Origin of the sequence: uncultured Fibrobacter sp. (assembly GCF_900316465.1) — a bacterium.
In the GTDB taxonomy this organism is placed as follows: Bacteria; Fibrobacterota; Fibrobacteria; order Fibrobacterales; family Fibrobacteraceae; genus Fibrobacter.
Genome location: NZ_ONDD01000032.1, coordinates 1 through 23635, shown reverse-complemented (window position 1 = coordinate 23635; position 23635 = coordinate 1). Strand labels below are relative to the sequence as shown.

20 protein-coding genes are annotated in these 23635 nt (G+C 51.1%); 12 read left to right on the top strand and 8 right to left on the bottom strand.

Features of this window, described 5'->3' with window-relative positions; translation table 11 throughout:
- The coding region (locus QZN53_RS11125) for a GTP-binding protein (protein ID WP_163414583.1) at positions 1–99 on the bottom strand (99 nt) is incomplete at its 3' end.
- A 554-nt stretch (positions 100–653) separates the two neighbouring features.
- On the opposite strand from QZN53_RS11125, the gene QZN53_RS11120 reads away from it, so the two are divergent.
- The 4 genes from QZN53_RS11120 to QZN53_RS11105 all read left to right on the top strand — a co-directional run bounded on the left by QZN53_RS11120 (position 654) and on the right by QZN53_RS11105 (position 7058).
- Positions 654–2159 (top strand): glycosyl hydrolase family 5, encoded by a 1506-nt coding sequence (locus QZN53_RS11120; protein WP_163439019.1) that lies wholly within the window; start codon positions 654–656, stop codon positions 2157–2159.
- Between the two features lie 209 nt (positions 2160–2368).
- Positions 2369–4084 (top strand): glycosyl hydrolase family 5, encoded by a 1716-nt coding sequence (locus tag QZN53_RS11115; RefSeq protein ID WP_294653139.1) that lies wholly within the window; start codon positions 2369–2371, stop codon positions 4082–4084.
- Between the two features lie 195 nt (positions 4085–4279).
- A complete protein-coding gene (locus tag QZN53_RS11110; protein ID WP_294653137.1) occupies positions 4280–5950 on the top strand; it encodes a glycosyl hydrolase family 5 in 1671 nt (556 codons plus the stop codon).
- A gap of 118 nt (positions 5951–6068) precedes the next feature.
- Positions 6069–7058: a GDSL-type esterase/lipase family protein gene (locus QZN53_RS11105; protein WP_163439018.1), complete on the top strand. Its 990-nt coding sequence runs from the start codon at positions 6069–6071 to the stop codon at positions 7056–7058.
- 13 nt (positions 7059–7071) lie between these two features.
- On the opposite strand, the gene QZN53_RS11100 is transcribed toward QZN53_RS11105, so the two are convergent.
- Positions 7072–8058: an alpha/beta hydrolase gene (locus QZN53_RS11100; RefSeq protein WP_163439017.1), complete on the bottom strand. Its 987-nt coding sequence runs from the start codon at positions 8056–8058 to the stop codon at positions 7072–7074.
- 160 nt (positions 8059–8218) lie between these two features.
- Between QZN53_RS11100 and QZN53_RS11095 the strand changes: the two genes are divergently transcribed.
- Positions 8219–8536: a helix-turn-helix transcriptional regulator gene (locus QZN53_RS11095; RefSeq protein WP_163439016.1), complete on the top strand. Its 318-nt coding sequence runs from the start codon at positions 8219–8221 to the stop codon at positions 8534–8536.
- Here the strand turns inward: QZN53_RS11095 and QZN53_RS11090 are convergent.
- A complete protein-coding gene (locus QZN53_RS11090) occupies positions 8533–9276 on the bottom strand; it encodes a CAP domain-containing protein (protein WP_163439015.1) in 744 nt (247 codons plus the stop codon). The two genes, QZN53_RS11095 and QZN53_RS11090, sit on opposite strands and share 4 nt — an antisense overlap.
- 123 nt (positions 9277–9399) lie before the next feature.
- Between QZN53_RS11090 and QZN53_RS11085 the strand changes: the two genes are divergently transcribed.
- Entirely contained in the window at positions 9400–11268 is a 1869-nt protein-coding gene (locus tag QZN53_RS11085; protein WP_163439014.1) for an ABC-F family ATP-binding cassette domain-containing protein, read from the top strand.
- A gap of 271 nt (positions 11269–11539) precedes the next feature.
- Here the strand turns inward: QZN53_RS11085 and QZN53_RS11080 are convergent, their stop codons facing one another.
- Entirely contained in the window at positions 11540–11932 is a 393-nt protein-coding gene (locus QZN53_RS11080) for a co-chaperone GroES family protein (RefSeq protein ID WP_163439013.1), read from the bottom strand.
- Between the two features lie 42 nt (positions 11933–11974).
- Here QZN53_RS11080 and QZN53_RS11075 point away from each other — a divergent pair, with 42 nt between their 5' ends.
- Positions 11975–12910, top strand: coding sequence for a hypothetical protein (locus QZN53_RS11075; RefSeq protein WP_163439012.1), 936 nt, complete (start codon positions 11975–11977; stop codon positions 12908–12910).
- A gap of 2 nt (positions 12911–12912) precedes the next feature.
- On the opposite strand, the gene QZN53_RS11070 is transcribed toward QZN53_RS11075, so the two are convergent.
- The gene (locus QZN53_RS11070) at positions 12913–13743 is read right to left on the bottom strand and encodes a M23 family metallopeptidase (protein ID WP_163439011.1); all 831 of its coding nucleotides are present in this window, start codon (positions 13741–13743) and stop codon (positions 12913–12915) included.
- A complete protein-coding gene (locus tag QZN53_RS11065) occupies positions 13730–14011 on the bottom strand; it encodes a hypothetical protein (protein WP_088629032.1) in 282 nt (93 codons plus the stop codon). The genes QZN53_RS11070 and QZN53_RS11065 overlap by 14 nt, the downstream gene beginning before the upstream one ends.
- A 63-nt stretch (positions 14012–14074) precedes the next feature.
- Between QZN53_RS11065 and QZN53_RS11060 the strand changes: the two genes are divergently transcribed.
- The 4 genes from QZN53_RS11060 (at position 14075) to QZN53_RS11045 (ending at position 17660) form a co-directional block, all read left to right on the top strand.
- A complete protein-coding gene (locus tag QZN53_RS11060; protein ID WP_158212934.1) occupies positions 14075–14227 on the top strand; it encodes a hypothetical protein in 153 nt (50 codons plus the stop codon).
- Positions 14228–15340: a DNA polymerase III subunit beta gene (gene dnaN / locus QZN53_RS11055; protein ID WP_163439010.1), complete on the top strand. Its 1113-nt coding sequence runs from the start codon at positions 14228–14230 to the stop codon at positions 15338–15340.
- 80 nt (positions 15341–15420) lie between these two features.
- Entirely contained in the window at positions 15421–16143 is a 723-nt protein-coding gene (locus QZN53_RS11050) for a tRNA 2-thiocytidine biosynthesis TtcA family protein (protein ID WP_163439009.1), read from the top strand.
- Positions 16144–16178: 35 nt separating this feature from the next.
- A complete protein-coding gene (locus QZN53_RS11045; protein WP_163439008.1) occupies positions 16179–17660 on the top strand; it encodes a transglutaminase family protein in 1482 nt (493 codons plus the stop codon).
- A 40-nt stretch (positions 17661–17700) separates the two neighbouring features.
- Here the strand turns inward: QZN53_RS11045 and QZN53_RS11040 are convergent, their stop codons facing one another.
- Both QZN53_RS11040 and QZN53_RS11035 read right to left on the bottom strand, forming a co-directional pair.
- A complete protein-coding gene (locus QZN53_RS11040) occupies positions 17701–20508 on the bottom strand; it encodes an SbcC/MukB-like Walker B domain-containing protein (protein WP_163439007.1) in 2808 nt (935 codons plus the stop codon).
- Entirely contained in the window at positions 20505–21692 is a 1188-nt protein-coding gene (locus QZN53_RS11035) for an exonuclease SbcCD subunit D (RefSeq protein WP_163439006.1), read from the bottom strand. Before QZN53_RS11035 ends, QZN53_RS11040 begins: the two co-directional genes overlap by 4 nt.
- A 166-nt stretch (positions 21693–21858) precedes the next feature.
- Between QZN53_RS11035 and QZN53_RS11030 the strand changes: the two genes are divergently transcribed.
- On the top strand, positions 21859–22866 hold the full coding sequence (locus QZN53_RS11030; protein WP_163439005.1) for a hypothetical protein: 1008 nt from the start codon (positions 21859–21861) through the stop codon (positions 22864–22866).
- Positions 22867–23635: the final 769 nt, after the last annotated feature.

Here is a 23635-nt window from a genome sequence, read left to right as displayed (position 1 = left end):
GCAGATTGCGGCGGTCAGAGTGGTTTTGCCGTGGTCAACGTGGCCGATGGTGCCGATGTTGCAGTGCGGCTTGCTTCTGTCAAAATGTTCTTTTGCCATTTTTTCCTCTTCTTCAGCAGAAGGTTTATCGCTTCGAATCCTAGGAACGGCGCGGGTTAAACGCATATTCCTGTTATTTCGCAAAGCATAGGAAGCGGTACTTTGCGAATTTTGCCGAACAAATTTAGCAAAATCAAGGAATTTTTCAAGGATTTTTTTTTGCTTTTTCGCTAAAAAACGCGGATTTCAGCCATTCTCGGGGTGTTTTCGGCCTTCAGGAAATCAACGCGCGGTCTAATCCCCTTTTTACAGAAAATGGCGTTTTTAGCTTAATTTCCAAACTTCAATATTTTAATCCTACGCAAACTCCAACTTATCAACAATTTAAACACACCACTATTTCACACCCGACAACCCCTTCAACTTATCAACAACTTTTTTGTAAAAAGATTTTTACACAATAAAAGTTTACATTCCGGCCACCCATGTTAACATCCCTAAACAATGTGGAACGGAGTAGGAACACTAATTTATTGAACAATATAATTTTACACCTATTTCTTCTTTTTTTATCTATCTTGTGCCTTGAGTGTTTATGGGAGCATGAGGAATTTATGAAGAAGAAACTTTTTACGCTACTGCTGTCGGCAGCAGCAGTCGCCTTAATCTGCAATTGCGGCGACGACGCCGTAATCAACGCCGACAACAATAACAACAACAATAGCCAAGCCATTATTGTAAGCCAGCCCTCTTTTTTGTATAGGGATGGCAATGGTACGAACTACCTCATCGACGCCTACGGTTTTGTGACCAACGAAGCCGGCGATACAGTCGCCTTGGCCGATATAGCAACCGGCTTGATTGTCGCCCTGGACAGCGCAAGAACCATTATTGCACAAGGTATCAATTTCGCCGATTTGGAACTTCTGGAACCGACGATCATTACCGACAACGCATGGGTGCTGAGCGCCGACAAGAACTACGTGATTTACCCCATGAACCAGTATGGCGTCAACATCGTTACCGACGGTTCTGGAGTCGCCATAGGCAGCATGGTTTTCAAGACCGATTCTGACGGCAATCTCACAACCGTCGGCGACATCGTCGACCTGGAAGGAAACGTGCTCGTCGGCAACGTCGATCTGAACGAACTCAAGATTTACCCGGCGAATGTCCACACGAACCCGACTCCGGTTCCGGTTCCTGTTGAAAGCAGTTCTTCGATGGACAATCCGGGTCCGGGCCCAGACCCCGTCCTCACCTCTTCTAGCTCTGTCGTAAATCCGGGCAACTCCAGCTCCTCTACCACCCCCAAGTCTTCCAGCTCTGCAAAGTCCTCGAGCTCTGCAAAATCTTCGAGTTCCGCAAAGTCTTCGAGCTCGGTGAAGAGCAGCTCTTCTAGCGGCGGTGGCGGCCAAAGCACCAACTACACCATTAAGTACGTAAACGGCGGCAAGAGCGGCGAGGGCTACGCAACCCGTTATTGGGACTGCTGTAAACCGCACTGCGCATGGCCCGAACATGGTGGCTCCGCAACCACCTGCGACGCTCAAGGCAACAAGATTGGCGACAAGAGCGCAGGCAGTATGTGCGACGGTGGTAACGCCGGTATTTGCAGAAGCCAGTTCCCCATCATCATTAATGACACCTTGGCATTCGCCTTCGCAGCAACTCCTGGTGGCGAAAACAACTGTGGCAAGTGCTTTGACCTCGTCTTCCAAGGCAAGGGCAAGTACAGCAATGATCGCCAAGCAAAAATCAAGGGTAAACACCTGATCGTCATGTCCAACAATGTGGGTTACGACGTGGCCGGCGGCCAGTTCGACGTGATGATTCCGGGCGGTGGCTACGGGATATTCAATGGCTGCGGAGGCAAAATGGGCTGGGGTTCCCAAGGTTCCAAATACGGCGGCCTCCTTGACGAATGCGAACACGAAACCAACTACAACGCGAGCAAATACCAGAGCTGTCTCACCGAAAAGTGCAACAAGTCCTTCTCGAGCGACCCCGAAGCCAAGGAAGGTTGTCTCTTCTTGGCAACTTGGATGAATGCCGCAGGCAACCCGCTCCTCACCTATAAGGAAGTGGAATGTCCGAAGGAACTGAAAGATAGATACTAATCCTGTAAAGCGTTCTAGATTGAAACTTTTAGCCCCGGTTTAACCGGGGCTTTTCTATTTACCGCCTTGTTGTGTGACGAACATCGCATAAATGCTTGATATTCCATTTTTTACATGAAATTTTCGAGCAAAAAATCTATCTTTATGCGCGGATGGAATTGGAAGGGCTTTCGGTACGAAAGTCTAATTGTATTTGTTTGAGGATGCTCATGAAACACCAATTCCTAAAGTCCGTGCTGGCATTAAGCACCGTTTTGGCCTTCGTCAACTGTTCTGATGACACCGCCGAAGCAATCAACAACCTTGATCCTAGCGCACTTCAGCCTTCGGAAAACAATCCGGGCACCACTACCACATCCGCTGACGATCCATGCTGGCTCATTACTGCCGACCAGCCCTACCTCATCTACCCCGCTGGTATCGTGACCGACCTCAATGGCACCGTGCTCGCTTCGTTCGTATTTACCGACGACTCCTACACGACCGGCAACATGGTCTCAATTGACGGCAGCTCCATCATTATCAGCAACATCAAAATCGACGAACTCGCCATCGTGACTCGCGAAACAGCTTCGATGGCCTTGCCGCCGTCTTCTTCGGCAACTATCGATATCCCGGCTTCGTCCGCAATCAGCACTCCCGCTTCTAGCGGTACCGAAGCTCCGACCAGCAGCACCAACGACTCGCCGGCCAGCTCTTCCTCTGTCGCACAGCAGGATACTCCGGCTTCTTCGGCACAGCAGGTCGTAACCGACGGCAAACTCACCATTTCGGGAAGCCTTACGCAGACGGTCGCCAAGAACGCAAAGACTACCGAAGTCAAGTTCAGCGGCGTGGAAAACGTTACCCGTATGTCCTGGAACGCCTGGTGGCTCGAAGAACCCAAGCAGAGCGGTGACACCTACACCATTCCTGCAAGTACCGTTCCTGAACACTTCCAGCCGGATGACGGAAATTCCGTAAGCGAATTCTTCAAGGTGAACGGCAAGGACTACGAATTCATCATCACCATTTCTGGCGCAACAAGCAAGCCAGCATCTTCGTCTAGCCAGCAGCAACAGGCAAAGTCTTCTAGCAGCCAGCAGCAGGCTAAGTCTTCCTCTAGCCAACAGCAACAGAACAAGTCTTCTGCAAGCGTTGCCCCGTCCTCCTCTAGCGTCGCAAAATCTTCTAGCAGCACGCAGGTCGTTACCTCTGGCTGCCCGGCCATCAAGACCAAGGGCGGCTCAACCGGTACCGGTTTCGCTAGCCGCTACTGGGACGGCTGCAAGCCCAGCTGCTCCTGGACTAACAACGCAGGCAGCGCAGGCCCCGCAAAGCAGTGCAGCGCAAACGGCAAGACCGAAAACACGGACTACAACGCACAGAGCGTCTGTAACGGCGGTAGTGCAGCAACCTGCACAAGCCAGATTCCGTTTACCGTTGACGGCTGCGACAATATCGGCTTTGCCTTCGCCGCAGTCCCCGCCTCTAACGGTGGCCAGTGCGGCAAGTGCTTCCAGCTCACCTTTACCGGAAAGGGCAAGTACGAAACCAAGCAGAACCACAAGGCTCTCGCCGGCAAGAAGTTGATCGTGATGGTCACCAACATCGGTGCTGACGTGAACCAGGGTCAGTTCGACGTGATGATTCCGGGTGGTGGCGTCGGCCTTTATAACGGCACCAGCGGATACGGCTGGGGCAGCCAGGGCGACACCTACGGTGGCTTGCTTTCCGAATGCGAAAAGGAAGTCGGCTACAATGCATCTAACCTGCTCACCAAGCGTAAGGAATGCCTCGTCGAAAAGTGCAACAAGTCCTTCTCTAGCGACGCAACGGCCAAGCAGGGCTGCCTCTTCCTGGCAAACTTCATGGAAGCCGCCGGCAACCCCAACCACGAATACACCGAAGTGGAATGCCCCGAAGTGCTGAAGCAGAAATATTAATCAAAACTTTACCTTTGATAAGAAATCCCGACCTAGCGTCGGGATTTTTTGTTTCAGAAATCACCTTGTTTCAGCAAGCATTTGACTACCAAAATTTTACGTGCTTTTTGGGCTCTATTAATCTATTTTGTTTCGCGGATGGAATTGGAAGGACTTTCGATACGAAAGTCTAATTGTCTTTGTTTGAGGATGCTTATGAAACACCAATTCCTGAAGTCTGTTGTGGTTCTTGGAGCCATGCTGGCTCTTGTCAACTGCTCCGAAGAGGCTGCAGAAGCCATCAATAATCTTGACCCTTCCGCGGTCCAACCTACAGACGACAATTCTAACGCAGCTGTAGCAGCAGACGAAGCTTGTTGGCTTGTCAACGCAGGACAGCCGTACCTCATTTATCCTGCCGGCATCGTTACCGACTTGAGCGGTAATGTCGTAGGTTCCTTCGTATTTGTCGAAGGCACGCTCACAGGCTCCATCGTGGGCGTTGACGGCACCCCGATTCTCGCAAACGTCGACACGAACGAACTTCCGGTTGTCACGCGTGAAACGGCTACGGCCCAGGTATCCACTCCTACATCGTCTGCAGACGCTTCGGCAACGACTCCGACTACCACGCTTTCCAGCGCAACGGATTCGCAGCCGACAACTACCCTTTCTTCTGGTAGCGAACCCACTCCTGTCGTAAGCAGTTCCTCTGAAAAGACTGTCAGCGACAAGAGTTCTTCGTCCCAGCAACAGCAAACGCAGAGCTCCGCTGCAGAACAACAGCCGAAGTCTTCTTCTGCGACAACATCTAACAACCAGTGCGAAGGCAAATGCCTTGACGGTGCTTCAGGCAAGTGCGTCGACCCCCACACCACTCTTAAGGGAAACCACGACGAACAATACGCCTACGATGAATCCTGCAAGGTAAACTGCTATTACGATCCGACCAATCAAAATTGCAAAAACCTCGGCGGCGCTGCAACTCCGGCCAACAGCTCCAGCAGCCAGCAACAGGCTAAGTCTTCGAGCAGCCAACAGCAGCAGAAATCCTCGAGCAGCCAGCAGCAACCCAAGTCTTCCAGCAGTCAGCAGCAGCCGAAGTCCAGCTCTAGCGTAAAATCTTCGAGCAGCTCTCAGCCCAAGTCTTCTAGCAGCCAGGGCAACGCAAACGCCTCTGCCGAAGAAGCCAAGTACCTCAACGCAGGCGCAGGTGGTCAACAGGGCTTTGCAACCCGTTACTGGGACTGCTGCATGCCCCACTGCGCATGGCCTGAACACGGTGGCGCAGCCAAGACTTGCGATGCCAAGGGTAAGACTCCTATCGGAAACAACAGCGGAAGCATTTGTTCTGGCGGTCAGGGCACCACTTGTACCAGCCAGATTCCTATCATCGTAAGCGACAAGCTCGCCTATGCATTCGCAGCAACTCCGGGTAACGACGCCACATGCGGCAAGTGCTTCGCACTCACCTTTACAGGCGAAGGCAAGTATGAAACCAAGGCAAACCACCAGGCTCTTAAGGGCAAGACCCTCGTCGTGATGGCCTCGAATATCGGCTACGACGTACAGGGTGGCCAGTTTGACATCATGATTCCGGGCGGTGGCGTTGGTGCCTTTAACGGCTGCGCCAACATGGGCTGGGGCGACCAGGGTGCACAATACGGCGGTCTCCTCTCTAAGTGCGAAGACGAAGTCGGCTACGATGGCGACCTCTTGAACAAGCGCAAGGAATGCCTCAAGGAAAAGTGTAACAAGTCCTTCGCCAACGACACCCAAGCCAAGGAAGGCTGCATGTTCCTTGCCACCTGGATGGAAGCTGCAGGCAACCCGAACCACACCTACAAGGAAGTAGAATGCCCGCAGGCTCTCAAGGCCCAGTTCTAATCTAGGCTAAAAGAATTCAGCAAATGCCCCGCCGACAAAAGTCGGCGGGCTTTTTTATATTTTATGCAGTTGGGGGAACACTCAAGTCAAGAGAACAAAGAGAAAGGAGTGTTTTCGGATGTTTGGAAAATTATCGATAGCAGTCTCTTTGTCCATGGCCGTTTCTAGCGCCCTGGCCGCGACCAATGTCGCCTGCGTGGGCAACAGCATTACCGAGGGCTACGGGATCTGGAGCGAAAAGAAATACCCCGACCACCTGCAAGAAATGCTCGGGAACGATTACGCCGTCACAAACTTCGGCGTATCTTCCATGACATTTGCGGGCGAGAAAATCAAAGGCGGTGACAACAATTCCAGCTACTGGAAGACGGAAAAGTTCAAGGCGGCACTCGCCTCTTCGCCAAACATCGTAATCATTGAACTCGGCACCAACGACAGCAAGTACTTTATGGAAAGCGAGGGCGCCAATTACAATTACCTTTACGGGCAATGCGAAAAAACGCAGCTGTACACCGATTACGAGGCGCTAATTGACACCTTTGCGCACCTGCCCACCAATCCCAAAATTTACGCGACACTGCAGCCATACAGCAACAACGTGGGCTGGGCGATTATGGACACGGCTATCGTAAGCCAGATTAACCCGATCATCAAGGAAACCGCTGTCAAGAAGGGTGTCAACATCATCGATCTGCATACTCTGTTCCAGACACCCGCATGGTTCTTGGACGATAGCGTCCACCCGAATGCGACAGGCGCCCAGGAACTTGCGAAAATCGTGAACAAGTACATGACACTTGCAAAACCCGCACTCAAGCAAGAGCAGGCAAACCTGCAAGTGAACGGCACGAATTACGGAATCCACTGGTACAAAGACGGCAAGTTGATTGAAGGCGCCGACAAGGCGACCCTCGCTCTCACCGAAAAGGGCAAGTACAAGGCTCTCGTAAAAGTCGAAAACGACAATGATTCCTGGCTCTTGAGCGAAGAAATCGAAGTTACCGACGTGGGCGGCTCAACCGCCATCGCCAAGGGCAACAAAAAAGCGCAGCCGAAACTGCGCAAGCTACGTCATAAAGTGGATGTAAAGGGCAGACGGGCGGAATAATCCTGACGCCCCTTTACTTCACGTTCTTATCCAAGAAATCAAACATCTTTTGATAAACAGTGTCACGGACAGGTTTATGCGAAAGAATAAGGTCATGAAGGCCGCCCTCAATTTGTTCGAGCTTCACATTCGGGCCAAGGTTGGCTCCGTATTCATGGATATGCTCCACGTCCAACACGCCGTCGCAGTAGGTATATTCCTCACTCCAGTCGTCGTCGCGGAAACTGCAACCGCTATGCATCACCAAAACCGGAGGCATGAGGTGTAAACCCTGTTGGACACGGACATGCCCCTGGTGGATCGCATGTAGCCAGCCCAAATCGATTGGCAGGCTGCCCGGGACTTTAAGGTTATGGTCGTAATCCCATTCTCCGCCCTCGGACTTGTGCAGACTCTTGTCGTAGTTCAGGTTTTCACTACGCGGAATACCGATATCCGGGAACACGCCCCCCAATGCAGAAAGCACGGGAACGGCTAAACGGCGCACAGGCCAAATGTAATTCATCTCGAGAAACGGACTATTCAGGACAACGGCAGCAATTCCCTCGCCATTTCGCCTGTCTGCTGCATACAGACACGCGATAAGCCCGCCGGTGCTATGCCCCATTAACACAAACGGAACAGAATCGCCCTCGGCTTCACGAATCATGGAGATTGCGGAATCGATTTCGGCATAGTATTCCGAAATGTCGCGAAGCTCCCCTATGGTTTCGCCCGAGCGGTATGAACGGCCGTACTTATGCAAGTCAATTGCAAAAAAGGAATAGCCTGCGGAATCCACCTGTTGAGCAAGTTCCTGTTGAAAGAAATAATCATTAAACCCGTGTATGTAAAGAACAGCAGCTTTAGGAACACGTAATGATACAGAATCTTTTACTGAATCGAATGGGTAGCCGACAAGCGTTGCATGAAAGTTCTCCGCCTCAAATTCATGCATTTTGAAGGGTTCACCGAGGAACTTATCGGTTTTCCATGCGATATCCTTTGCAAAAAGGGCCAAAACTGAAAAAAAAACGATAATACACAATCTCATACAATGAGGCAATATAATTTATTGCGCCCTAGGGCAAACATAAATTTTTCATATAAAGCATTTTTTTATTTGATAACGCCAACTATAGTTGGCACGTTTTTCGTGGCTCCGTTTTTACAATTGAAATATGTTCGATGAAAACGTCCACAAAAATGCTATAAAAGAGCTTATTGCGTTTTTGAGGACGAAGACTACCCAGAAAAACTTGTCCTTTTTCTGCGATGTTTCCAGAGAATACATAAGACGACTCGGAAAAGGCGATAGAATCCCCTCAGTCATGCTATTCTTCAACTTGCTTGATGCCGCAGGGGTTGACCTTAACGAAGGCGCAAACATCTATATTGACTTTCTCAAGCAACAAAAAATAGCCCTTGCTGCCGACAGGAGCAAGGGACTTGATTACATCAATAAGAATAAGCCCAAAAACGGCAAGAAGAAAGACTAGAAGAAGTCTACGTTAAACCAGCCTGTTTTACCATCTTCAGATAGGGTGATTCCGCAAGCGACCTTGGTGTAGCTTGTGTTTTTCATATTCAGGTAGTGTCCGATCTGGGCATATTCCGTAACGCCCTTTTCAGCCTTGGCCTTTTCGTCTTCCCACATCATCTTGAGGTAGTATTCGGCAACGGCAGAGGCATTCTTCTGCCAGCTACCACTGAAATTGGGGCCACTGTTCTGAGCGAATTCGCCGCAATCGCCAAAATGGCCATGAGCCGTGTTCGAGGCAAGATCGTCGGCGGACTGCTTGTCAGCGCAAGTCTGCTTTTCTTCGGAGGCGAGCGTGAGCGGTTTCAAGTCTTCGGTAGCGCGGTATTCGTTGATTTTAGCGAGGCAATCTTCGCGCCAGCCTTCGTTGATAAAGCCCGTGTCTTCTTTTGCGGAAGCCTCGGAAGAACTCGATTTTGCTTCTGCAGAAGACTCCGGAGAATCCTTTGCCGTAGAAGAACTGGACTCAGCATCCGAAGCGGCAGGGTCACTCTTCGTTACCTTAAGCGAGTCGATTTTCGAGGAACTGGAAACGCCCTTGTCCGCGGCGCTAGATACTTTGTCCGAAATAGGGATGTTGATTTCGTCGCCGGTATCGATATTGGCGTCCGTGCCCGAGGAAGAATCGTCGGAACAGGCAATGGTACCAAAAACAAGTGCGCAAAGCGCAAACTGGGCTAGAATGAATTTTTTCACCATATATCACCTCGTACCTAAATATACAATGAAAAATAAAAAATGAATAACGAAAATTTTCAAATCAAGTTTTATTAACAGCCAACTAAATTCTGCCAACTGCCTACTTTTTCTAAATTTAACCCCGTGATTCAAATTCAGAACGTTTCGAAGTCTTTTGGTGAGCAGGTGCTGCTTGACGGCGCCTCTATGCTTGTAGGCGACCACGAACGCGTGGGCCTTGTAGGCCGCAACGGTTGCGGTAAATCAACCCTTTTCAAGATGATTCTCGGCCAGGAATGCATCGATGGCGGAAGCATCGACATTCCCAAGAAATACACGCTGGGTTACTTGCAGCAACACCTGAACTTTACGCACGCCACAGTTCACGAAGAAGCCTGCAGTGTGCTCAAGCCCAATGAAGACGGATGGATCGAAGAACATAAGGTCGAAGCGATTCTGTTCGGTCTGGGTTTCGACGAAGAATCCATGCACAAGAGCCCCGCCCTCCTTTCGGGCGGTTTCCAGATTCGCCTGAACCTGGCGAAGGTCTTGGCATCTGAACCCGACATGCTACTGCTCGACGAACCGACCAACTACCTGGACATTGTGTCGATGCGCTGGCTCAGTCGCTTTTTGCGCAGCTGGAAGGGCGAAGTCCTTTTGATTACCCACGACCACCATTTTATGGACGAGGTCTGCACCCACACGGTGGGCATTCACCGCCATAAGATGCGCAAGGTGAAGGGCACGGTAGAAAAGCTCCGCGAAACGATTGCCGAAGAAGAAGAAGTCGCACAGCGCACGCAAGAAAACGAGGCGAAAAAGAAGGCGCAGCTGGAACAGGTCATTGAACGTTTCCGCTACAAGGCCGCAAAGGCCGCCATGGTGCAATCCAAGATTAAGGCCGCGGCAAAGCTTGCCACCGGCGAGCGCCTCACCCACGAAAGGAACCTCGACTTCAGCTTTACCGAAGCAGGATTCCCCGGCAAGCGCATGCTCCAAATCAAGGAACTGCACTTTGCTTATGGCGAAGGCCCGGAACTGATTACCGACCTCACCATGGAAGTCTTCAAGGGCGACCGCATCGCAATCATCGGTCCGAACGGCCGCGGTAAAACGACGCTCCTGAACTTGATTGCCAAGGAACTGCAGCCGACCGCTGGCGAAATCAGCCACAATCCGAATTTGCAGATTAACTACTTCGGCCAGACGAATATCAACCGCCTGAACCTCGACAACACTGTCGAAGAAGAAATCGCCTCAGCTATTGAAGAAGTGGCTCAGAAGAGCCGCGCCCGTGGACTCGCGGGCCTCATGATGTTCAGCGGCGATGCCGCCCTCAAGAAGGTGAAGGTGCTGAGCGGTGGCGAGCGCAGCCGCGTGCTCCTCGGAAAGATTTTGGCAAGCCCTTGCAACATGTTGCTGCTTGACGAACCGACGAACCACTTGGACATGGAATCCATCGAAAGCCTGATCGACGCCCTCGAAGATTACGAAGGCACGGCGATGGTGGTGACCCATGACGAAGAACTGTTGCACGCCTTTGCCACAAGACTCGTAGTATTCGACGGCGGCAAGTGCCGCGTGTTCGAAGGCACCTACGCCGACTTCCTCGAAAAGGTGGGCTGGGCTAGCGAAAAGAAACCGGGCGGCTCCGAATCAGCGAACATCAAGGTTTCCAACATCGACGTGAAAACGGATGCGCCCACTAGCGCTCCCCGCGCCAAGGAAGACCGCAAGGCCCGCGCCGACTACATCGCCGAACGCAGCAAGATTATCAAGCCGCTCGAAAAGCAACTCGCGAAACTCGAAGAAGATATCGCGAAGGCCGAAGCCTTGGGCGGCGAACTCGAAGCAAAACTTGTAACCGCCTCCGAAACCGGCGACGGCAATGCCATTACCGCCATCGCAAAGGACATGGACGACAACAAGAAGAAAGTCGACCAGCTCTACGAAGATTGGGAAAAGGTGTCCGCCGAATTGGAAGCGGCGAAAGACAAGTGGAAACTATAAAGACCGCTCGGCTCTGCCTCATAAAATAAAATGAGATATCGCCTCGCTCTCGTAACCGCCCTTGTTTAATAACAGGGGCTTTGTTACTCACAAAGACCGTTCGGCTCTATTACATTAATTAAAATGTGATATCCCCTCACTCTCGCAAAAGCGTGCAAAACGAGAGTCGCGAAATTATGCTTGCATAATTTCATAACCGAGTGAAGCCGCGGACGCCGTAGGCGTCAACCACGCCTCGTTTATACGAGGCGTTTATTGCTCACATTAATGTTTAAAGATTATCTATTCCTGAGACATCATCGGGAACGTCTTGGCGCATGACCATGAGCACGGCGTTCTGTGAGATGATCACGTAGGTTTCGCCGTCAATTTCAATTTCATGACCGTTGGCATGCAGGTACAACGCCTCGTCGCCTTCCTTAACCTGTAACGGCAAGTACTTGACTTCGTCAGGCGATTCCCCACGGAATACGGCATCGCTATCCTGCGTCACAGGGAGCGGATATCCCGGACCCACCTTGACCACTAAACCCGTATGCACTGCATCGTGCTCGCGAACGCTCGGGGGCAAATAAAGTCCGCTCCCGGTCTTGTTCGAGGCTTCAAGGGGTTTAATCAAGATTCGGTCACCAATGACCACGATATTCTTTAAGGGATCCAGCATACCCCAAAGATAGAATTTGCGCGCTTTGCTATAATGTAATCCGTGATATTCGTTATCCTGTGGACAATCATTTTCGCCTTCTTGGCTGTTTACCTTGGGAAAAGCCCCAGGGTACGTAGCTGGCTTAAATTGATTTTCAAGGCCCCCAGAGTCTGGCGTACCATTATCGCAAGCGTAGCACTAGTGGCCGCTATTGTCGTCACGTATCTTATGATTCCTGAATCCGTCGAAACGCGGATCAGTGAAAGGAGCCTGTTCGAAGACTATGCGGCAGTCGCCGTCATGAAACTGGATTCGCTGCAGGTACTCAAGGTCGATAACGACTGCAACATGCAGCACCCGGAACCGGAGCTCGCCTACGTGCTTCCGCTCATAATTGGCGCCTACAACGAGATTGTAGACAAGCCCACTACCCCTATCGTAACACGCCTAGACGACACGCTCTATTTTACCATGAATGGCTACAAGCAATTCAAGAACAGGGGCATTCGACTCAACAGGCTTTTGCAGAAAAAGTTGGGCAAGCGCTACAAGATGCAAATCATGAGCGAAGGTTCAAGCCACACGCTCGTCGTGACATACAACGGCGAACCCTGGGACACTGAACAGCTTACGGCTCTCCCCGTGATGGAGGCTGCACAAATCCACCATCTGGATCCGGCATTGTTGATGTCGCTGATACGTCATGTCTCGAATTTCAACTTTAGTTACCGCGGTCGCAAAGATTCCAAGGGCATTCTCTCGCTCAAGGAAGGCGAAGGTATTGAGCAGATTTTTATCGGGGCAGAACGCTTGGGCAAAATGCTTCAGGTGGGCGTGAGCCAAGAAAACGCCGTGGCCACATTCTACCCAGACCCCGAAATCAATTCCAAGCCCGAAAACTGGAGCAAGTCGCCGCTCACCAAGAGCTGGGTCGACCAAGTGCTTTCGGACGTAGAATTCTACCACACCAACGGTTTAAACCGTTTCGCCGATTAACGCTATCTCGTTAAATAGAAACTTTCCGGATTGATGGAGATGCCATCGATGCGGACTTCGTAATGCAGGCCAATGCTCGACTGCGTGCCGCTTTCGCCAATCAAGGCAATGGGCTGCCCGCGGTGAACGTGTTCGCCCTGCTTTACCAAGGCCTGACCCAAGTGGGCATAGAAGGTGCGCACGTCATGGCCATGGTCAATCTTTACCGCAAGGCCGAAACCACGATGCTTGCGGACTTCGCTCACGGAGCCTGCCCCGGTTGCAAAGACGGTATCACCTTCGGCTGCCACATAGTCAATTCCCCTGTGCGGAAGTTCACTGTCGGTAAAGGGGTCGTAGACAATTTCAAAGCGCTTCTTGACGGCATGGTTATTGCGCATGGGGTGAAGCACCGGAATCTTTTCAGCCGTCACGGAATCGTTTTCCAGGGCCGCCAGGAACTTCTTGAACGTCATTTCCACTTCGTTCACGCTCTTGCGTTTCTGCAAAATCGAATCGTCCATCGCAGTGACACTTTCGAGCACAAAGCCAAGGCCGCCCACCATCAAGGCGCTGTCGCGGAGCACGCGGGTTTCTTCGGCCTTCAAAATAGATTCGTCAACCGAGGCGCGGATTTCTTTAAGTTCCTTTTTAATGGCGGCATTTTGCTTATAGACATTGGTAATGTTCCCGCTCGTTATGTTGTCTAAAATCTGGCCCGGCGAAAACAGGATAAATCCCAAAACGGCAGCCACAACGCCCACGACGGCAACAATGGCACCAATCAGCGAAAACTCGTAACTTTTACCCGACGTGGTCTTGGTCGGGAATACATGGACCTCAAGCTTCTTCACGTTCAGACCCTGGATTATCGATTCGGTTGCGCAAGGATTCAATGACGCGCTTTTCTTCTTCAATCGCGCCCAAGATTTCGACGACCGACGGATCGTCCTTGATGGTATTCAAAAGGTCGTCGCGTACGGCCCCGTGGAGCTTTTGTCCGAGAGCCTGGAAGTGTTTTTTGAGTTTAGATTCCTCGGCAGCCAATTCCACCCTCAAAAGGGCGGTGGACGCATAATTCAATGCCGTATTTTTTAACTTATTTAGCGTTTTTTCAGCCATGCTTAATTCCTTTTGTCCGTAAAAAAATTAGTTTTTTACGCGTATAAAATATGGAGAATATCTATGAGTCGTAGCGATCGTAGACGCGCAAAACAAAATGCGAAGCAATTTACACCCAAAAAGGCCAATGCCTTGGACCCGAAGATCATTGCCGTCCTTGGCGCTATTGCCGTAATCTTCTTTGTCGGAACCATGCTTATCCAAAGAGGCGCATAAATGAAGTTCAATATCAAGAAATCCGTATTGCAGGAAGCGCTCCAGATTGCTATCAGCGCCATCCCCAATAAGTCCACCCTGCAGATCCTTAACGACTACTCGCTGCGTCTCGAAGGCAACACTCTCGAAATCTGCGCTACCGACTTGAACCTGGGTGTGAGGATTAAGCTTGAAGTTGAAGGCGAACGCGATGGCGAAGCCTTGATCAACGCCCGCAAGTTCTCCGACCTCGTCAAGGCCCTCGTCCCGAGCTGCGAATCGGTAAGCATCGACGTGCAGGATCACTTGACCCGCATCAAGTGGAGCGAAAAGGGCCAGGCCTCCATTACGAGTTTCGACGCCAGCGACTTCCCTCCGTTCCCCGAAGTCGAAGGCAACACCCTTACGCTTGCCGCAAGCGAACTTGCATTCCTGGTCGAAAAGACCGCATTTGCAGTCTCTACCGATAACACCCGCCAGAACCTGAACGGCGTGTTCATGGAAGCAAAGGACGGCAAGATCTCCATGGTCGCAACCGACGGTCACCGCATGGGCCGCGCAAGCATCGAACAGGAAGGCGCAAACCTTGAATCCGGCGTGATCGTTCTCCCGAAGGTTCTGCAGCTCGTGCTCCGCCTCGCCAAGAACGAAGACTCCGTCGAAATCTGCACCACCGAAACCCACGTGCTGTTCCGCATTGGCGCAACGCAGATTATCTCCAAGCTTATCGAAGGTCCGTATCCGAACTACCGCGCCGTGATTCCGCAGAATTTCGAACGCACCGTTCAGGCCAACGCTACCGAACTGTTGGACAAGGTTCACTGTATCTTGCCGATGGCCAACCCGCGTACGCACCAGATCCGCTTCCAGATGGACGGCAACAACATGGAACTTTCCGCTACCGACCCGGATGTCGGCGGCGAAACCCGCGAAGCCTTGGCCGTGACCCACAATGGCGAAGGCAGCTTCAGCATCGGCTTTGACGGCCGTTACTTCTACGAAATCCTCAGCATGTGCAAGAGCGAAGAAGTGGTGCTCAAGATGAACACCCCGATCGGCGCTTGCATCATCGAACCTGTTGGCGACGACATGGGCTTCAGCTTCTTGCTGATGCCGCTCCGCCTTGCCGACTAAGGATCAGACGGGTTACAAACAAATTAAAAAGGGCTTCGCACTTGCGAGCCCTTTTTTCAAAACCACTTTCTACTATTTATATGTCCAACGCCATCCGTAAACGCATCAGCAAGAAAATCACCAAGGCACTCCATGACTTCAACCTGATTGAAGACGGAGATAAGGTGCTTGTCGCCGTGAGTGGCGGTAAGGATTCCAGCGTGCTCCTGATGGAACTTGCCAGCCGCATGGGAAAGTTCTTGCCCAATTGCGAAATCGGCGCGATTCATATTCAAAGCGACTTTGCCGACAAGGCTCCGCGCGAATTTTTGCAGCGCATGGCAGAGCAATACCCGCAGATCCCGTTCTTCTTTAAAGACGTCGCTGTAGAAGGTCGCCTTAAAGAAGGCCGCAAGCTCAATTGCTATTGGTGCAGTACGCAGCGCCGCACCGAGCTTATCAAGTTCGCCCGCGAAAACGGTTACAACAAGATTGCGCTCGGCCACCACATGGACGACATCGTAGAGACTCTTCTGATGAACATGCTGTACAAGGGCGAATTCAGCGGCATGCCGCCCATGGTCCCTTATGAAAAGTATCCCTGCAGCATTATCCGCCCGCTGTGTTACTGCGAAGAATCCGAAATCATCGAATACGCCGAAGACGCAGACATCCGCAAGTTCACTTGCACCTGCGAATTCTCGAAGGCATCGCACCGCAAATCAATCCGCGAAGAAATCAAGAGCTTGACCAAGGGGAATTCCACCCTGAAGGCAAACCTTTTTGAAAGCATGCGCAACATACGCATGGACTACTTGTTGTAAATAAATTATTTTATTGTTAGAGGAAAGGAGAACTTATGCATATTCCTACTAAGTTATACAAACGTATTTTTAATGCCAGCCTCATCACAATCATTTCATGCTTTATGCTTACCGCCTGCTCCGGCGAAGACGGAAAAGACGGCATTGCCGGCGCAAAGGGTGAAAACGGCATCGATGGTGAAAACGGCAAAAATGGTAAGGACGGCAAGGATGGCAAAGACGGTAAGGACGCCATCGAAGTCAACATAGATTCGCTGGCTAAAGTCCTGCGCGATGAAATCACGGGCACGCTTTGGGATAGCCTGTATGCCGAACCCTACGTTGACACGGTCTACAAGATTCTTTTCGACAACGCCTATGGCACAACCTGGATGGATTCAACACGCCAGGCACTCATCGATAGCCTCAATCAAGCCAACTACGATTCGCTTTACAAAAAACTGTACGACAGCGTCTATACCGACATTTATACAAAAAATGCCATTCGCACGTTAGACGCTTATATATGGACATCTAAAGAAAATATCTATGGCGCATTTGCAAACCAATACCCCTTAATGTATAAGGACTTTACCGCAAGCGATGGTACCGACTATCCGATGCCGATTTCGATAAAAGTTCGTAATACATGCGAAGCGGGCAATTCTAAGGTGCCCTGCCGCTGGAAAAAGGTTCTGCTCAAATCATGGATTGAAGGCTTTACCGATACCGCTACGGTTACAACTGTCGTAAACCCCGACGCAAGCGAATTACTCGCCCCCACATTCCACTTCAACAATGAGGCATTGCTCGCTCTTACAGCTCCGCAATCTGTCCAGTTCCAAAATCGCGTATACGCCCTCGAAAATGATCAGGAAATTCTTTTCCACTCTTCTTCGAAAGCCACGAAAATATACCCGATGCAAATTAATGGCGGCGAACTCGTCGGTATCCCCAATCCCCATTTATGGGAAGCAGTATGGGTAACGCCGGGCATGGATTCGATCAGCACGATCTTGAACGAACTTAAGGGCGAACTACCCGACAGCACGGTAAAAATTTACCAGAAATACGCCGAAGACGAATCAGTCCCCTACAGCTCCAGACGTGTCGCAAAAGCAGTCTTCAACGTCTTGCACAAGCGTGGCATCCACTATGTACAAAACGACGGAGCCGGAGTAAACGCCCAAAAAATAAACTACCCCGTCGAAGTGCTGCGCAGCCGTGATGGACTTTGTATTGAGACAGCCATGTTGTTCGCATCGATACTCGAAGCGCTCGGCATGCAAGCCCTTATCATTGAAATCCCTGGGCACGCCTTTGTAGGCTGGCGTGTCGAGAAGAACAGCAAGATCCTCGACTTCATGGAAACCACCATGCTCGGCGATCCGAACGCAACAGCCGATCAAGCAAACCTCAGCGCTCAATTGAAATATGCCGATGAAGTCGAAGACGGTAATTTTGATTCCGGAGAATCTAGAGTCATCGATATCAGCAAAGCCCGAGAATTCGGAATTCTGCCAAACGATATCCCGTAAAAATTTCTGTAAAAATGAAGGCTCCTTAAGGAGCCTTTTTTTATATCTCGATTGATACGCGACTGATTTTGTTCTCGTCTTTCTTGACACGGACGATTTTATCAATCTTGTGTTCAAGCTCGTTCACGTGACTGATAATGCCTACCAGGCGATTGTCGCCTGCAAGATTCTGCAACGTGTTGATTGCATTCTTCAGGGCTTCTTCGTCAAGCGAACCAAAGCCTTCGTCCACAAACATGGTGTCAAGCTGGATTCCGCCGGCGTAACTTTGCACTTCGTCGGCAAGGCCCAAGGCAAGCGAGAGTGACGCCAAGAAACTTTCGCCACCGCTAAGCGTCTTGACTTCGCGTTCCTTGCCGCTTGAATGGTCAAGTACGTTCAAGTCGAGGCCGCTTTGGCTCCTGTTATTGGCAGCATCTTTGCGGCGAACCAGTTCGTACTGGCCGTTTGAAAGAAGACGGAAGCGGATATTTGCGCGACTCACAATGCGGTCAAAGTAAGACGCTTGCACGTAGGTTTCAAGCATCACCTTGCCCTGGCCCGAAAGCCCACCGTTTGCAGTATCGGACAGATTCCTAATCCATGCGCGCCTGCGGAGTTGCTCGCCGAGCGCACCCACCGTCTTGCTGATTTGACCAAGCGCACTCTTGTTACCAGCAAGACGGGCAGAAATATTATTCTGCGAATGCGCGAGCGCATTGTGCGCCTCGGCGACCTGGTCGCGGCTCGCCTGCAATGCGGCAATGTCATACGCCGGAGCATTCTCCAGTTGCGAGGCAAGCGTCACCTTGCCTGCATTCAATTCGTTCACTTGCTTTTCGCATTCAGTGAATGCGGCTGTCGCCTTTTCAAGTTCGCGTTTGGAGCTGTCAAACACCGCCTGCGTTTCGCGAATCTGCTTTTCAGCGTCCGCCTTGCTTTCAAAGGCAAGCTTTTTCGAAAGCTCTTCTGCCGCCGCCGAGCAAGATTGCACCTCGGCCTTCAAGCCCGAAATCTGTTTTTCCATTTCGGTTGATGAAGTTTGCAACTTCTCCAATTCCGCACGCTTTTCCGGAATATTCTTTTCAAGGAATACCTTTCGCTTTTCGCGTTCTTCTTCCTTCGATATCGCCAAAGTAAGCGTTGCCATCTTGTCGCGGTTCTCGGCATACTCCGTATTGCCGCGTTCACGCGCCTCTTCCAGAGTGCACTCGCCAAAAAGTTCCTGCACAAGCGTCTGCACCGCCAATTGTTTTTCTTCGAACTTGCCCCTTGCTTGCGAAGCCAACGCGTTCTTTTCGTTGCGTTCCGCTTCTGCTTTCGAAACAATCTTCTTGAGCTGTTCCAATTCCGCCTGGCTCGGAGCCTCTACCGACTTGCAAGCCTTATGCGGATGGCTTGTAGAACCGCACACCGGGCAGGGTTCGTTTTCTACCAAAGTTTCAGCAATGATTCCCGCCTGTTCATTCAAGAAGGCACGATTCTTCGCTTCGTAATCGTCACTGATTTTCCAGTAGTCTCCATCGGCAGTAATGTATGCATTCTTTGCATTTTCAAATGCATCGACAAGCGTAGACAGTTCCTTGACATTCCGGCCCACTTTCTGCAGGTCTTCTTGCCTTGCTTTAAATTTATCGTTTTGCGCAATCAGTTCCAGCTTCTTGGTTCCAGCATCGCCCAAGGTTGCCGATTCAGCCTCTAGGTTTGTAATTGTCGCCTTAAGGTTGTCTATGGATTCACGGTTCGAGTTCAGCTTTGTTTCAAGGCCCTTAATCGCGACTTCTTTCTGCTTAGCTTCTGTGCGATACGATTCCAGCTTGTCGTATTCAAGAAGCGAATTCTTGAGCGTCGTAATTCGTTCCTGCAAACTGTCGCGTTCCGGCTGTTTACCTTCGGCGGCAAGCTTCGCTTCTTTCAGCGGAGCAAGTGTCGGCAGAATCTTTTCCAGTTCGTCGCTTGCCTTCTTGAGCGCATCGCGAGTCTTTTGAATATTCTGCGCACGGCCAAGTTCCTTGTCTATATCGGCAAGTTTTTTTGCGCTTTCTTCAAGTTTGGCCTGAACATTTTTGAGCGACAGACTGTCTTCGTCAAGAATCGCTTGCGTCATATCGCAAACGCCTTGCCAATCCGCCACCTGCCTTTGGGCTGCCAAGTTCTTGGCCTGCACCAAGGTTTCGGCTTGGGCAGAATTTTCACCACACTGGATTTGTGCAATCATCGTGCATGCAGTCGATTCACTATCGCTGCACTGCCGATCCATTTCGTTTGCACGCTTCTTGAGTTCATCTTGCAGGGCGTTGAACTTGTCCGTCTTGAAAATCTTGCGGAAAATCTTCTTGCGCTCATCTGTCGACGAAAGCAATACCTTCATGAAATCGCCTTGGGCGATCATCGCGATTTTGGTAAACTGGTCGCGGTCGATTCCGATGATTTCTTGCACCGCGGCAGCAACATCTTTCTCCTTGCTTACCGAACGGCTCGTAGGCCCCTGCTTACCGCTTGCATCAGGGTAATACAACGTGACTGACGCCGCTTCTTTCGTAAAGCCCTCGCCGCGGGCTTTAGGGCGCATGTATTCGGGATTGCGCACAATGCGGTAAACCTTCCCCGCATACATGAATGTCAAGTCGACTTCGGTCTTTGTTTCAGGCTTTGCATTCAAACAACGGAACAGCTTTGCATCGTCGCGGCTGTCGCCACTTGCACGGCCATACAAGGCATACGTAATCGCATCGAAAATCGTCGTCTTGCCGGCACCGGTATCGCCCGAAATCAGGTAAAGCCCGCTCATGCCAAGCTTGTCCATATCAATAAGCGTACGGTCTGCATAAGGGCCAAATGCCGATATAATCAATTTTGTCGGTCTCATTTAGCCTCCCAGATACAATCAATCATATCGCGCACGAATTCGCATTCCTCTTCATTCAGTTCGCGCTTGGTCATGTCCGTAAAGAATTCAGAGAACAATTGCATCGGCGTTTTCTGTTCCGCCTTGCCTTCCCCAACTACAATCTTTTGATTGCGGGTGCGCTCGTTGTCATAATCGAGCATCATCAAGTTCGGGTATATGCCGCGTAACTTCAAGGCGGCATCGGGCACGTCATTCTCATCCGTCAACTTGACGTAAATGTAATCGTCCGGCTTGAGCCCTTCAGTCAGTTGCCCGCGCTGAAAATCCGGCGACACGAGTTCAGCAAAGGTCCCGCGGATTTCACGCACATCATGCTTCGGCGTAAGCGGAATTTCGTGAACTGCAATTTCAGAAAGGCCCGCATCCGCCTTCGCGCCCAGTTCGATAACCGTCAAGGATTTCTTGTGATCCTTCTCGGACAATGAATACTTGAGAGGCGTCCCGCTGTAACGCACACGTGCCACTCCGGATTCATCTTTCGCTACATTCTGCGGCTTATGGATATGCCCGAGCGCCACGTAGTCAAAGCCATCGAAAACAGATGCATCCACATTGTCGAGGCCACCCACATTTTCTTCGGAATCACTCCGTTCGGCACCCGTTACGAACTGGTGTGCCAAAAGTACGTTGCGACGCCCCGGCGTAAAATTCATCTGCGCAATCGCCATTCGCATGGCAGAGGTATAGTCCACGACCTCGCCACGTTCTTCATCGCTCTTGAGGCATGCGCGCACTGCGGCCGGACGCACAAACGGAAGCAACCACACGTCGACCTCGCCAAAATCGTCCTTGAGCGTGACAGGCATAAAGGAGCCAGAATACACCTGCGACATGTACACGCCGCGATCGTTCATGAGCCTACCGCCAAAGGCAAGACGTTCTGCGGAATCGTGGTTACCGCTCAGCACGAACACCTTAGTACCCGTCTTGGAGAGCTTCACCAAAAAATCGTCCAGCACGGCAACCGCATCGGCAGAAGGAACCGACTTGTCGTAAACATCGCCTGCAACCAGCAGCGCCTCGGGCTTTTCCGTTTCTACCGCTTTCAGGATTTCGGCCAGAATATGCCTCTGTTCGTCGAGCATCGAATGCTCGCACACGCTCTTTCCGATGTGCAGGTCTGCCGTATGGATCAATTTCACTTCAGGTACCTCTTTAAACACCTACATCTCTTATAGAGTCACAATATAGATTTATGTATAGTACAAAAAATGACATTTTTCGATTTTCTCTCATTTGCAAATAAACAAAAATTTCTATTATACTCCTGTAAAAAGCGTAATGTAAAAGATTTTATAAGAGGGCAAAATGCAATTGGATACATCGACCATCCCCAGCTACTACAGCCGCCTTGTCATGGCCAAGAACCAGGGACACTTTTCCATTGCACGCGCATTGCTCAACATCATTGTAAACGCACCCGCCCCGGATACTTCTACACCGGCAGGCCTCAAGGCCCTTGAAAAAATCAACCAGGCCAAAGGACACGCCGACGCCGTGAACGCAGGCAACGACACCACGGCCGTTCCGCCCGCAGGCGAAGTCGAAGAATGGTCCGGATACGCCGTGCAGAACCCGCCCATTACCAAACAGCTGGCACTCGCCCTCGCACAGTATTTCAGGCAGGCAAAAGCGCTGGAAGCCTGCTACGAGATGTACCAGAAGGCCAACGAATTTGAAATCGGCGACACTACCGCTTCCGAAAGCGCCGCCTTGCAGGAAGCCGCAAACGGAACACTCGCAAACGAATTCGGACAAATTTGCGAAAACGCAGGCGAATACGCCCACGCCGCTGAATGGTACAAGAAAGCCAAGGCAGCCGGCTGCGCATGCGCAAACGAATCTCTGGAGCGTATGAACGCCCTTTACGGCATGGCACGCTATTATGCCCCCTGGCTCAAGATTGCGACTGCAACAGGCCGCAGGGAGCTCGCATTGGCTATCCAGAATATCGTGAAGGCAGATCCCAAACTTTCTACCGCAATGGTCGAAGAAATAAACATAGCAGAGTCGGCTGTGCCGCCCTGCTATGAAGAAATTGAATACTGGGAACAGGAATTCGATCGATTTGCAAAATTCAGCGACAGCGATAGCGAAACATTTGCAAACCTGAATGTGGCTATTGGAAAAATCTTGGAACGCGCAAGAATCTATAACATGGCTCTGCGCTGGTACAAGAAAGCGGTCGCTAATCACCCGACCGCAAACCAAGACGCACACCGCATGCTTCCGCTCAAGAGCAAGTCCGAACCGCTCCGCGACGCCGAAGACATCTACGACGCACACAGCCCGATTCCTTCGCTCTGGAAGTCGTAAGACCGTGTGGCTTATCGTAGAGCTAGCCGCCTACAAAAAGCAGAACAAGACTCGATACTAAAATTAGGACGCCCCAGATAGTTTCGACAATGGGACTCAGTTTCCTGATTTTGATTTCATTATTTTCCATAACACAACCTCTCATACCAAACGGAGCGCTTAATCGCGTTACCAACCTGATATCAAAGTATAATTCGCACACGCGAAAAACCAATGCAATATGAAAATTGCAATGGACAGATTGTCAAAGTTCCAGATTGGAATATTCCACTCTGTATTAATTTGTAAGTAAAAAAGAATGTCTACATATGAAAAAGGGGGGGGGGAAGCATCCCCCTAATTCCAGCCCCTGCTCGAGCCTGCTCCGAACGCAAACATGGATTCGGCCTTCGGCCTCTAATGTTTGCTTATCGGCCAGTCTCTCACCGGGTCTTCCATTACCCCCTCGCCTAGGGCGGACAGCACTTAGCGACTTGTCGCTTAGTGCGCATGGCCACCAGGGTGGGGTTCCTCCCCTAAAACCCCGCGTGATTCGGGCATAAAAAAAGCCCCCTCGGGCGTTTGCGGCAAGGGGCTGTGAGCGGCAAGCGGCCTGTACTGACAGGCCGTGGCGGCGAGAGCGAGGCCCGGCCACGGGCACCTGCCTGCATAAGGGCCGAGCGGTATATACAAAAAAGGAGCCCCTCGCCTTTAAGGCAAGGGGCTCCGTGAATCCAGCAGCGACCTACTCTCCCGGGCCCGTGGGCCAGGTACCATCGGCGATGAGGGG